The following is a 12,325-nucleotide window of genomic DNA, read 5'->3' as shown; positions in this document are numbered from 1 at the left end:
TCAACGTGGTAATCGTGGCGCTAGCGAACAAGATCGCTAGAACCATCTGGGCACTTCTCGCCCACGACAGGCAGTACAGCAGCGCATACGTAAGCTCGAAACCTCTTTAAAAAATATGCGTTACAAAGGAGCTGTTCTCACAGGAGGCACCTCGACAGGTTGCGTTGGCAATCGCGGGCAATGACAAGATAGGTCGGACCGGGACTCCCTAAACCTGGGTATGACGAAGAGCCTTCAGCTCGACACGGAAATGAGGTGGGAGTCAGCGGATTTCATCGGGGCCCGCAGCCGAATGATTGGCTGCAACAGGCCGGATATAAAGCAGCAACCGCCCCATCGAGTCATGCACACGAAAAACCTTCGCAAAAAGGGAGGCGTCCATATAAAGTCATACTGCCTAAATCGGTGCGAGCGCGTTGTCGGCCGGATGTCGCGATTGGCCGAAGTAAGGCTTTGCCCACCTTGGTTAGGGTCCACCGAATCGTCACCTAATGAGAAGTCGTGGGAGCCCACGATCCGTACAAGATCAAAGACCAAAATTTGGATCTGGTGCAAATTGCCAAGGCGACTCAGTTAAAGTGTCAGCCGGACCGATTTGAGAGCCGACGATGAGCAAGCTCAAGAGTATGGAAAATCTGTTCGCAGGACGTCATTTTGAACACGATGTGATCATTCTTTACGTGCGCTGGTACCTGCGATACAAGCTCAGCCCGCGCAATCTGGTGGAGATGATGGCCGAGCGGGGTTCGTCGCTGGCTCACACGACGATTCTGCGTTGGGTGAAGCGCTATACGCCGGAGTTCGTCAAGCGCTGGCGCCGTTTCGGCACGCCTAGGGGACAGTCGTGGGTATCGCCGTGACCTACCTGACGATTCGCGGCAAGTGAGTCTACCTTTGTCGAGCGGTGGATCGGACAGGGCAGACCGTGATCTTCATGCTCAGCGCGAGGCACGACGTGGCTGCGGCCAAAGCCTTTTTTGAGGAAGGCCATCAAGCATCAGGGCCAGGTCTCGGAAACGATCACGCTCGACGGCTATGCAGCCTCGCACCGCACCGTGCGCGAGTTGAAGGCCGACCGCTTGCTGCCCGAGGATACGAAGGTCCAAACCTCGAAGTATTTGAATAATCTCATCGAGCAGGATCACCGCAACGTCAAGTCCAGAACGAACGTCATGCTCGACTTCAAACGCTTCAGGAACGTCGCGATCACTCTGGCAAGCATTGAGTTGATGCATCGCATTCGCAAAGATCAATTCAACCTCGTGAAGCTAAGCCTCAAAGACACCGCTGCGTCCCCTGTGTGGGATGCCATCCCGTCGACTCGATTAGATATCTTAACTATCCGAAAAACATAGAACTGGTCACCTATTTGCACCAGAGCCCCTCAAAGCAGCAGCCTGACTGAACAACGGCGCGGAGAACAGTCATCAACCGACCCGCGAACGCGAGCGTCGCATGCGAGGCTTTCGCGACCCTAAACGCACACAGAAATCCCTCTCATGCTTCGGGCCGATCAGGCAACTTTTCGCGCTCAAGCGGCATCTGCGGCAGGCTTCACCCTATCGCAAACAACTCGCAGCCCGATTCGTTGCATGGCGCGAACTCACTGAACTCGCCCAAAATCCGTCGACTGCTTTCTGACCAGCAATCGTATTCGCCGTCGTGCCGTCTCACTTTCGGCAAGTTGACACAGCCGCTGAAAGAGCTGTTTGGCGAGATCGATGCCGAGAATATCGATTTCCATGATGAACCTCCGCACGTCAGGTTGACGTCCGTCAGTGCCTCCCAAAGCGAGGCATCGGTCCATCCCATTAAAACCACCGTCTGCATTGCCAAACTTGGATCAAGGCCCGCTATCCAATCGCTTGAATGAGGGTGCGGCCGGTCAGAACTCCTGCAAATGGCCTCGCAGCGTCATCCGGTCGTACCGCGAACGGACGGCATTGCGTTTCTGAAGGGCCGGAACGAGGCCGTCGGTAATTTCGGCTATCGAGCGGCGCGAGAGAGGTTCCGTAATGAGGAACCCGTCCCCACCGATCTCCTCCATGGCTTCGGCCATTTCACCGGCGATTTTGTCGGCCGTTCCGACGAAATTGATGCCTTGGACCTCATCGTCCATTGCGATGTCCCTCAAAGTGGTCTGCCGGGCCATATAGGCATCCGTCATCGTGCGCGAGGCGTTGGACTTGATGGGCGCGACCGGTTCGTCGAGCGGCACTTGCGACAGGTCCGTCTGCGTGAAGAAAGACAGAGCGGCTAGGCGCTGCTCAAGATTGGCCTCGAGATTGGCTTTGCGCTTCGCCTTGCGAGCCTCGGCATCTTCCTGCGTCTCACCCAGCGACAACATCGTGCAGAACAACACCTTGCACGCTCCCGGCGGTCTGCCGGCTTCTGAAAGAAGCTCGCCGATGTCGGCCTTATATTGACGGGCCGCCTCAACGGTACGCACGAGAGCAATGACCGTATCAGCATGTTTCGCGGCAAATTTCTTACCGGCCGCAGACCCGCCGGCCTGGCATATGACAGGGCGTCCCTGAGGACCGGCAGGAAGGTTGAGAGGGCCGCGAACCTTGAAATATTGCCCTTCGTGGTCGATCGCGTGCACCTTGGTGCCATCCGCAAAAATGCCCTTTTCCGGATCGGCGACGATCGCCTGTGGCTCCCAGGATGCCCACAGCTTGTCAACGACCTCGACCCATTCGCCGGCAATTTCGTAGCGCTTGTCGTGCTCGTAAATCTTGTCGAGGCCGAAATTTTGCGCGGCACGATCATTGTGGGCGGTGACGAGATTGATGCCAACCCGGCCGCCGCTAAGGTGATCGAGCGTCGCCGCAAGGCGAGCGCCGAGATACGGCGGATAAAACGAGGTCGTCATGGTCGCGATAATTCCCAGACCTTTCGTGGCTTGAGCCAAGATCGGGACAAGCGGCATGGGGTCCGCCTTGGGCGCGAAAAGTGCATGGCGCAGGTAGGCATCCATGCGGCCCTGATAGGCATCGGGTATCAGTGAGCCGTCTTCGATCATCACGAAATCGAAACACGCGCGATCGAGCGCGCGAGCGAGATCGGCATAGAGGCTCGGGCTTGTCCAATCCTTGAATTCCTGGCCCCACCAATCTTCCTGCCACCCGTGTACCGCATATCCTTTGGCAACAAACCAACCCAAATGAAACATAGTTCCCCCTTGGTGCCAATAGGCATTCTATTGCGCACAATATGTAAATTACTGCAAAGGTGCCTGGATAGGACTGAACCCTTGTGTTTGCCCGCAGACTGGCGGGTTCTGTCGCGATAAAGCTCATCTTGATGAGCAGACTCGAAATGACAAGGACTGCTCACATGAGCATTGAATAAAACTGCTCGGCAGCGGACGGATGGGCTCCATTCCTGGTTTTCATCTGCACGTTCCTGATCATATGCATTACTTCGATGCCGGCACCCGGTGCCAAAGAAAATCCAACATCCAACTCGCGCCAGACCACGCGGAAGCAACCTGGCGCAAGCAGCACCGAGCGCAAAAAACCGACCACTACATAGCCAAAATTTCCCTCACAGCACTATCGATGAACTTAACATCGACAGCATTGGCCACAGGGCCGCCCGCAAAATGCCCCCACACCGACTCGATAGGCCGCAACTGTGCGTTGGGCATCTTCGAGACCTCATACTCGCCATCTTCCGGCGGAAAATACAGATCCGTGCGTCCGGGCATCACAATGGCCTTTGCAGTGATACTGCCCAACGCCCGATCGAAATCTCCCTTATAAAGCGGATTCGCGGAGATATCACCGTTCTGCCAGCTCCACATCATCGACAGAATATTGTTCGCGTCCTTCTTCAAGAAATCGCCCTCCCAGAACTGGGTAATAAAGTCCTCGAGCGACCCATACCCCATCGCTTCCATGTCGAGCCGTTGACGCAGAAACGCCTGCGAAAATCCCCACCCGGCGAACACACGCGCAGCGGCGCGCATTCCACGCGTCGGCGGGGCATCGTAGAAACCCTCCTTGAACTCGGGATCCAGCAGCAATGGCGCCTTAAGCCCCTCGATAAACACAAAGTTGTGCCGCGAGCACCGCGCTGCCCCGCACAACGGCAGAATGCGCTCGACCATCTCCGGATACATCGCAGCCCAATGGAACGCCTGCATCGCGCCCATCGACCAGCCAGTGACGAGCCTGAGCGACTCGATGCCGAACTTCTCGGTCACAAGGCGATACTGCATCGCCACGTTGTCATACAGCGTCACACGCGGAAAGCGGCCACGATCATAAGGTGGCGGATTGTTGTTCGGCGAACTCGATACACCGTTGCCAAACATATTCGGCACGATGATGAAGTACTCGCGCGGATCGAGGCCCATCTGTTCGCCGATCAGCCACTCATTGTCGACATGGCTGCCGCTATAAAACGTCGGATAGACAATCGCGTTGTCGCGCGCTGCATTCAGCCGGCCATATGTCTTGTAGCTGAGCAGCATGTCAGGCAGCGTCGCGCCGGACTGCAGCACGACGCGGCCGAGATCGAAAGTTTCGAAGTCCGTCATTTGAGCCTCATATTCAATTTACGACGACGTTAAGAAATTTTCGGGTGCGCTCGTGGGTCGGGTTGTCGATAACCTGCTCTGGCGTCCCTTGCTCGATCACCTCACCGCCATCCATGAAGACGACGCGGTCCGCGACATCGCGGGCAAAGCGGATCTCGTGCGTGACCACGATCATCGTCATGCCGGCATCGGCCAGCGCGCGCATTACGCCAAGCACTTCGCCGACGAGTTCGGGATCGAGCGCCGAAGTAGGTTCGTCGAAAAGCATCAACTTGGGTTTGATCGCGAGCGCACGTGCAATCGCCACGCGCTGCTGTTGCCCGCCCGATAACCGATGCGGCAGAAAATCCGCATGCGCGGCCAGGCCCACGCTTTTCAACAGCTCTCGGCCAAGCGCTTCCGCTTCGGCGCGCGGCACCGCATAGACCTGCCGCTGCGCTTCAACGATGTTGTCCAGCGCACTCAAATGACTGAAGAGATTGAAATGCTGGAACACCATGCCCACGCGCGCTTCGGCGCGGGCACGTGCGAGGTTGTGCAGGGGCCGCACGGTGCCACCGCCACCCGGTACTTCGCGATAACCCACATACTGCGAATCGACCTTGATCGTTCCCCAGTCGAGCGGTTCGAGATGGTTGATGAGCCTAAGCAGCGTGCTTTTGCCGGAGCCGCTCGGGCCCAGGATCACGACCACTTCGCCATGCGCGATCGACAGGTCGACGCCGCGCAAAATCTCGCGCTTGCCATACGATTTCCAGACGTTCCTGCAAGCGACAAACGGTTCATCGGAATGTCGCGGCGTGCGACTTTCGGCAGGCAGCAGCGTACCGATCCATGCGTGATCGTTAGCGTCCGGCTCTTTGACGGCGACCGGTACTACAACCAGCGCGCCCACCGGTTTCACATCACGGATCGATGCGCGCAGTCCGAACCACGAGAACGCAATCTTCCGGTCGCGCTCGTGATCAAAGAGGCGTTCGAGCCACACCTGAACCAACGAGATCCCGCTCGTCAGGAACAGATAAATCACCGCCGCCGCCCCGAACACGGTAAAGAACTTGAAGTTCTGCCCGACGACCTGTTGCGAGCGAAACGTCAGCTCGTTGACGAAGATCACCGACGCGATCGACGTCAGCTTCAACATGCCGATGGTATCGTTGGCGAGGCCGGGGATCACCGCGCGCATCGATTGCGGCAGGATGATGCGGCGTAACGTCAGCAACGGTCCCATGCCCAGCGCGGCGGCCGCGGTGGATTGCGAACGGTTCACTGACAAGATCCCGGCGCGAAACAGTTCAGCGCTGAACGCCGCTTCGTTTAATGCAAAGCCGATAACCGCGGTCGTGATTTCATCAAAACGCAAACCGATCAGCGGCAGCGCGTCGAAGATGAACACGAGTTGCAGCAGCTGCGGCGTGCCGCGCACGAACCAGATATAACCCCACGCCGCTGAGTTCAAGGCCTTGAACCGCGACAGCCGCATCAACGCAAGACCGAGCCCAAGCACTAACCCGATCGACATCGCAAGCAGCGTGATCTTCACCGCAATCCATGCACCACCGAGCAGGAACGGCGAGCCGACATAACCAGCTAGTTCCTTGAAACCGTCGATCACTTGAACGCCCGCGAGATCGGCGGCCATCGCCGGGTGCAATGCGAGCACGGCAAGCATGCCGAGGGCGCCGACAACTCTGTGTTGGATACGCAATGCATTCATTTCCGAACCTGATTCATGACGCTACCGGCACACCACGCGGTGTGCCGCGAAGGCAGTCTTTATTGAGTAAGCAGGGTGGCCGGCATTTCCAGCGACGGATCGACGTCGTACTGCTGGAAGATCTTCTTCTGCGTCTGATTGGCCTGCATGATCTTGAGTCCGTCGGATACGGCGGCGATCACATCGGCGTTGCCTTTCTTCACGCCCACGCCGATCTTCATGCCGCTCGTTACCATGAAGCCGCGCGTGTAGAGCTGCGGGTTCTGTTTCGCGAGACCATCGACGAGCGCCAGGTCGTACATGATTACGTCGGCGCGATGGCTTGCAACGAGGCGCGCGCCGGACGCGATATCGGCGGACGGCATGATGGTCACCGCAGGCTTGTTTTCTGCTTTGCATTTGGCGGCTTGCGCTTGCGCCATTGTCAGTTCGACTGTGCCGACGCCTGCCGTGACCGTGAGTCCGCAGAGCTTGGAGATGTCATCGATCTTCTTGGGGTTGCCGGCTGCCACCAGACCACCCGTGCCGGCCTGCATATACGTGATGAAGCTCGTCTGCTTCGCGCGTTCAGGCGTGTAGTACAGCAAGTCCCACATCACATCGATCTGTCCGGCACCCAGTGCGGGCAGCAGGCCGGACCAGCCGGCGGTGAAGAATTCCGTCTTCACGCCCGCGCAGGCGAACACGGCGCGGGCCATGTCGGCATCGGCGCCGATGATCTTGTTGAAATCCTTGCTGTCGCGAAACGCATACGGCGGCGACTCCGGGTCCACGCCGATCTTGATGGTCTTGCCCGCAAGGGATGGATATTTCTGCGCCACCTTAGCCGGTTCGCACGATTGCGCTGACGCGCCTTGTGCGATGAGAAGGCCGGTGACTGCGCATAGCAGCAGCCTGATTGTCTTTGACATGAACATGGCGAATCCTATTCAGGTTTAACGATATAAAAGTGGAAGCGGCAGTACCGCGAAGCGAGAATGAATTGATCTAACGACCCAGAAAATCCATGTGGCTTGCAATCGAACCCGGCGTCGTGATGCAAATGCGGCCTTCGTCGCGCGCGCGGGCAATGTGTTCGAGCGCGCGACGCAGGTGATACAGGCGATGCGGCTGGCCCATCAGGTACGCATGCAGCGCGACGCCCATCACGAGCGGCTGACGCTCCGATTGCCTCAGCATCTCCTCGAAGTGATCGATTACCAGATCCGCAAACGACTTCGCGTCCATTTGGCGCGCAAGGATCATCGGGATATCGTTGACTTCTTCCGGATACGGAATCGCCCACAGCGGCTGGCCATTGCGCGTATGCAGGCGCGTGGGCTGATCGTCATGACACCAGTTGAGCGTGTACTGGTAACCCGCTTCGGCTACCAGATCGCTGGTGACATGACTCTCCGAGAGCCACGGCGATAGCCAGCCCGCGGGCTGCTGGGCGCTCTCCGCCTCAATTCGCTCGCGGCATGCCACGATCAGCGCGCGTTCGTCGTCTTCAGTAAGCGTTCCTTGTCGTTCCGAATTCGTATGGCCGTGCGCGACGAGTTCATCGCCGCGCTGAGCGAACGCGGCGACCAGCTCCGGGCAGTGATCGTAGAGCGCCGTGTTGATGATGGCCGCGCTCGGCAGCGCGAGTTCATCGAAGAGATCGAGACAGCGCCATGCGCCCACGCGCAATGCATACTCACGCCATGCGTGATTCAGCACATCGGGTTCGGGCATCACCGGACCGATAGTCGGCCCCAGCCCTTCACCGAACGAAAAGTGCTCGATGTTGAAGCCGATATAGACTGCGAGCCGAGAACCGTCAGGCCAACGATAAACAGGACGGTCGTTGATCGGCGAATATTGAAAGCGCCCGGGGCCGGGCAGCGCGCGATATGCGGGAGAATCCATGGTCCAGTGAGTCCTGTCGAGCGGCGCGTACGCCTGTGTTCACGTCAGAACCAATGGTATGGATGCCAAAATAGCCGCATCTAGATTGCTGCGAACAAACTCTTGTCCGCACGCGCATTGAAGATCACCGCTGGCTACTTCACGCGTCGAAGAGCGCCTTCCGGATGATCGCATGCACCCCCCAATTGCCGTCCACCACCTGCGTCACGCCGAAGTCGACCGCGACTGAGATCAGCGAGATCGCCTCATCTTCGGAGAGACCCTTGGTCGTCATCAGGAAGCGCCGCGTTTTGATGAACGCGTCGCGCATCGCGAGGTCGAGGGTCGAGTTTTCATACACGGCGCTTTGCGCGCTCGTGCCGAACTCGGCCAGATAGTTCGGATAACTGAAGCCGTGAAGAACCCATTCGTCGGCGGTTTCGACCAGCGGATAGGTGAGGTCCGCAAACGGCTGGCCGCTGAGAGTCTCTTTCTTATGAACCACCAGTTGGAAGTCACCGGTGAGCGAACACTCGATCGCGGTGCCGCACAGTTCCGAGTCTCCTTGCGATGCATGGGGGTCGCCAATGGAAAGTAGCGCGCCGTGCACCCCGACTGGCAAGAACACGCTCGCGCCACGCGTCACGCGCCAGTTGTCGAGATTGCCGCCGAAGGTGGACGGCGGAATTGAATCGATCAGACCGTCCTGCTGCGGCGCGACGGTGACCACGCCAAAATGCGGACGCACCGGGATCTTGACGTTCTTCAGGATGTCGTGATTCTCGACGACCGTCGAATGGTCGACCGGCACGCCGGGATAATCAATCGTCGGATGCATCACGCCAAAGGGATCGCGCTGAGGTGTCCAGCGGAAGTTATAGACGGCGCGCGCGCAGGCGGTTTCGCCGGCGGTGGCATCGGCGTCGAGTTCATAGATTGTGACGACTTCGCGCGGTTTCGGCTCGGTCAATAATTCGCGATAGTGAAAGCCCCACCACGCAGCGGCATTGCTGCCGAACGCGCGACCGGCGAATTTCGGATTGGCGCAACCGCGCGGGTGAATATCGACGATACGCACTTCCAGCACATCGCCGGGTTCCGCGCCGCGCACGGCAATCGGTCCGGTGCAGATATGCACGCCGAAGCCTTCTCCCGCGCCACGTCCGTAGATGGACGCGTCCATGGGGCCCGCGCCGCGGCGGTTGACGTTCTTTCGATCGGCGGTCCAGTGGAACACGCTCTCCGCGCCAGGATCGCCTTGCACCATGCGCTCCCAGTCATCCGCCGCGTGGTGCGTGAGCGTTTCGATAGTTACCGTATCGCCGTTGTTCACTTCGAGCACGGGCTTGAGATCGTGACTGAAGTAACCCCAGTGAATCGTGTTGGCCGTTGCACGCAACAGATGATGACGCGGCTTGCCGGACTCGCGCGGCGGTTGTACCGAAGGCGCTTCAAGCTGCTCGGCAGAGCCGGTCTCGTCCCTAAATTCATAAACCGCACCCTGCTCGGCGAGCTGTGCATGCGCGAGCAAACTCCCGGCATTGACAGGCAAGCCGCGCGAGATTCGCCGCACGAGATGGCGCGCTAATTCAAGACCTGCTTCATGGCGGAAGGTGCGCGGCGATGCGCCATATTGCTCGCGGAACACGCGGCTGAAATACGCGGGATCGTTGAAACCCCAGCGGAAGCAGACATCGGCAATCGAAACCTTTTCATACAGCGGATTGACCAGCTCCGCGCGGCAGCGTTCCAGCCTGCGCGAGCGCAGGTAGATCGAGAAATTCTGTCCAACCGCTTCAAACAGCTTCTGCAGATAACGCGGCGAGACCCGCTCTTCTTTCGCTATCGATGTCAGCCCGAGATCGGGGTCAGCGAGATTGCCTTCGATGGTTCGACATACGCGCGAAAAGATCGCGGCCTGAGATGGCGTCAGGCCGCTGTAGCTGCCTTGCTTGTCGTGACCGGCAAGACTCGCGATCAGGAATTCCGCGAGCGCAAGTTCAAGGGGACGCAGCTCATCGAGCGACAATGTCTCCACGCTTTCAGCAATCGAGCGCAGAAAGCCGGAGAACACGTGACCGATGCCGGCCTCGCCCGGCAAACGCCCGGCACGCAGCGAGAACGGCGTAAGAAGGCGTGCGTTGATGGAGGCGCGGGGAACGCGGATCACAAACGCGCGGAAGTCGGACGTGAATGACAGGCGCGCCTCCTCCCGCGACGACGCATAAATAATGTCGCCGGTCGCAACCCGCGCGCGCACGCCGTCGGCGACGAGCGTCACGCCGCCGTCGAGATGCAGCACGATCACGAGACTGTCGGCGCCGTCGACCTTGAGCTCGATGGTTTGCGCGAATGCGGACAGCGCGATCAACTCAAAGCCGCTGCTCGACTTGCGCGACTTGATGGTTCCATGTAACGGGCGCGCGGCCGCCTGAAGCACACCGCAGCGCAGGCCATGCCGCTCGAGCGCCTCGCTCCATGCGCGCAGGCGATCGACTTCAGCGTACGACTCGGTGGTGAAATGCAGTAAGTCCAACCCAGGCTCCCGGACCCTGACGAACGTCAGTCGAGTGATTCAAAGGCAATGTCCGTGCCATCGGTAACGCCGCCGTTAACGCTGCCGCGCCGCGCTATAACGGTGCGTGGACGCACCGTTATAGCGCTCACGTACAACTCACGCGCGAGGCTTTTTCTTCGGAGGAAAAATGCTGCGGGGGATCTTGCAGTGAATGCCCTGACGGCCATCGACGACTTGGGTCACGGAGAAATCCGCGGCGATGCTCATTAGCGAATACGCGTCGTCGCGCGACAGGCCTTGCTGCTCGGTGAGCAACAACAACATATCGCGCGCAGCGTTTTTCGTCGCTATGTCGAGGTCTTCATCGAAGCCATGGACGATCCAGAAGTCCGGCGTTTCCAGCAGCGGCGAAGGAAATGCGAAGTCGCGCCGCAGCACAATCTGGAACATCACATTGAGCGACGCCTCGATCGCGGTGCCGCTGACCTCGCCATCGCCTTGCGATACATGCGGGTCGCCGATCGAGAACAACCCGCCGTCCACTGCGACCGGGTAATACATGGTCGAGCCCGCGCCGATACGCCAGTTATCGATATTGCCGCCATGCGCCCCCGGCGGCACGGTGCTCACGCGACCGGCCACATCGGGCGCGACACCTGCTGTACCCAGATGGGGGCGCACGGGCACGCGAATGCCTTCGAGCGCGAGTTCGCGGCAGCAGTCGCGAATCTCCGAGCGCTTGCCCGGCACGAGATATTTGCCAGGATAGTCGTACGCATAGAGCGCGTGAGCGGTGTTCGAAGCCTGATCGAGTTCGTAGATAGTGACGCGCTCTTTCTCGAAGTCGGTGAACAGATGACCCCAGTGCGCCGCGAGATTCGAGCCGTAGTTGAAGCGCGGAATCATTTGCAGATAACGCACTTCGAGCAGGTCGCCAGGCTTTGCTTCCTTCACGAAGACCGGTCCCGTCATCAGATGCACGCCGGGTTCGCGATCGGATTCGGGGATCGTGTCGTAGAGCGCGCGCACCTTGTCATCCATCATGAGGTCGGGGGCGTCGCCTGCATGATGCGTGATCGCTTCGGCGCGAACGAAGTCGCCGCTCTCGATGATCAGCGCAGGCGCTAGCGCCGCGTCGAAATATCCCCAATGAACATTTTTCTGGATGGCAGGCAAGTCGTGAAGCATGCTTTCTAAAGCTCCGTAAGAGTGTGCGATCGGTGCAACGCGACCGATGACGAATCGTACGAGCGACAGAATAAAAACACTTGATTGACTGCGTACAAAAGCTTGTGCGTGGGCGAATCTCGTTGGCACCCGCTGGCTGTCTGCGGATGGCCGTTTTTCTACGATAGCGCCTGACGAGCCGGGAGAAATGTTGTTATTCGCTAGGGGTAAAGCGTTCACTTCTGATCCAGTACAACGTTGAAAGGCACGGTGCGGCCAGGAGCCGCCGTTACCACGCCACACCCGGATCTGATTGCGGACGGGCAGTGCCCACGAAAACGCAGCGACCGACAAAGGAAAAGTATCCAGCCGCGAATCGACGCGCGCTAGGGAAACACTGATTTACTCGACGAGCTTGTAAACGCTGTGACCTAGTACAACATCCCGTAAATAGGTTTAATAATTATCTGGCTGCAAATAAGGCTCCAGGAGCGTAACGACGAGTTGA

At 58.8% G+C, this 12,325-nt stretch carries 8 protein-coding genes and 4 pseudogenes; 3 read left to right on the top strand and 9 right to left on the bottom strand.

Annotation, left to right across the window (positions count from 1 at the left end; genetic code table 11):
* From AWB69_RS48445 to AWB69_RS46680, 3 pseudogenes are all read left to right on the top strand, one after another.
* Window positions 1–110, top strand: a pseudogene (locus AWB69_RS48445) (IS110 family transposase); the annotation flags it as partial.
* Window positions 111–608: 498 nt separating this feature from the next.
* Window positions 609–1,355 (top strand): annotated as a pseudogene (locus AWB69_RS43890) (IS6 family transposase).
* Between the two features lie 46 nt (window positions 1,356–1,401).
* Window positions 1,402–1,641 (top strand): annotated as a pseudogene (locus tag AWB69_RS46680) (IS6 family transposase); the annotation flags it as partial.
* On the opposite strand, the gene AWB69_RS48440 reads toward AWB69_RS46680, so the two are convergent.
* From AWB69_RS48440 to AWB69_RS43845, 9 genes and pseudogenes are all read right to left on the bottom strand, one after another.
* Complete coding sequence (locus AWB69_RS48440; RefSeq protein WP_156529199.1) at window positions 1,604–1,744, bottom strand: hypothetical protein; 141 nt, start codon at window positions 1,742–1,744, stop codon at window positions 1,604–1,606. The pseudogene AWB69_RS46680 and the gene AWB69_RS48440 sit on opposite strands and share 38 nt — an antisense overlap.
* A gap of 141 nt (window positions 1,745–1,885) precedes the next feature.
* On the bottom strand, window positions 1,886–3,166 hold the full coding sequence (locus AWB69_RS43880) for an NtaA/DmoA family FMN-dependent monooxygenase (protein WP_197500481.1): 1,281 nt from the start codon (window positions 3,164–3,166) through the stop codon (window positions 1,886–1,888).
* 169 nt (window positions 3,167–3,335) lie between these two features.
* Window positions 3,336–3,437 (bottom strand): annotated as a pseudogene (locus AWB69_RS50135) (IS6 family transposase); the annotation flags it as partial.
* A 92-nt stretch (window positions 3,438–3,529) separates the two neighbouring features.
* Window positions 3,530–4,546 carry an alpha/beta fold hydrolase gene (locus AWB69_RS43870; RefSeq protein WP_062093015.1) on the bottom strand — a complete coding sequence of 339 codons (1,017 nt, stop codon included), beginning with the start codon at window positions 4,544–4,546 and terminating at the stop codon, window positions 3,530–3,532.
* A 13-nt stretch (window positions 4,547–4,559) separates the two neighbouring features.
* On the bottom strand, window positions 4,560–6,263 hold the full coding sequence (locus tag AWB69_RS50525) for an amino acid ABC transporter permease/ATP-binding protein (RefSeq protein WP_062093014.1): 1,704 nt from the start codon (window positions 6,261–6,263) through the stop codon (window positions 4,560–4,562).
* A 59-nt stretch (window positions 6,264–6,322) separates the two neighbouring features.
* A complete protein-coding gene (locus AWB69_RS43860; RefSeq protein ID WP_231937442.1) occupies window positions 6,323–7,174 on the bottom strand; it encodes an ABC transporter substrate-binding protein in 852 nt (283 codons plus the stop codon).
* A gap of 76 nt (window positions 7,175–7,250) precedes the next feature.
* Window positions 7,251–8,153, bottom strand: a complete 903-nt coding sequence (locus tag AWB69_RS43855) for a polysaccharide deacetylase family protein (protein ID WP_062093012.1) — start codon at window positions 8,151–8,153, stop codon at window positions 7,251–7,253.
* A 139-nt stretch (window positions 8,154–8,292) separates the two neighbouring features.
* A complete protein-coding gene (locus AWB69_RS43850) occupies window positions 8,293–10,668 on the bottom strand; it encodes an acetamidase/formamidase family protein (protein WP_062093011.1) in 2,376 nt (791 codons plus the stop codon).
* 138 nt (window positions 10,669–10,806) lie between these two features.
* Entirely contained in the window at window positions 10,807–11,838 is a 1,032-nt protein-coding gene (locus tag AWB69_RS43845) for an acetamidase/formamidase family protein (protein ID WP_062093010.1), read from the bottom strand.
* Window positions 11,839–12,325: the final 487 nt, after the last annotated feature.

Origin of the sequence: Caballeronia udeis, assembly GCF_001544555.2 — a bacterium.
Lineage (GTDB): Bacteria > Pseudomonadota > Gammaproteobacteria > Burkholderiales > Burkholderiaceae > Caballeronia > Caballeronia udeis.
Note: the sequence above shows the minus strand (reverse complement) of the source record. Positions and strands in the feature narration are given on the sequence as shown.

What these genes read in the sequence shown, in the direction of transcription:
- AWB69_RS48440 (WP_156529199.1), bottom strand. Translation starts at nt 1,744, where the DNA reads ATGGAAATCGATATTCTCGGCATCGATCTCGCCAAACAGCTCTTTCAG.
- AWB69_RS50525 (WP_062093014.1), bottom strand. Translation starts at nt 6,263, where the DNA reads ATGAATGCATTGCGTATCCAACACAGAGTTGTCGGCGCCCTCGGCATG.
- AWB69_RS43870 (WP_062093015.1), bottom strand. Translation starts at nt 4,546, where the DNA reads ATGACGGACTTCGAAACTTTCGATCTCGGCCGCGTCGTGCTGCAGTCC.
- AWB69_RS43855 (WP_062093012.1), bottom strand. Translation starts at nt 8,153, where the DNA reads ATGGATTCTCCCGCATATCGCGCGCTGCCCGGCCCCGGGCGCTTTCAA.
- AWB69_RS43845 (WP_062093010.1), bottom strand. Translation starts at nt 11,838, where the DNA reads ATGCTTCACGACTTGCCTGCCATCCAGAAAAATGTTCATTGGGGATAT.
- AWB69_RS43860 (WP_231937442.1), bottom strand. Translation starts at nt 7,174, where the DNA reads ATGTCAAAGACAATCAGGCTGCTGCTATGCGCAGTCACCGGCCTTCTC.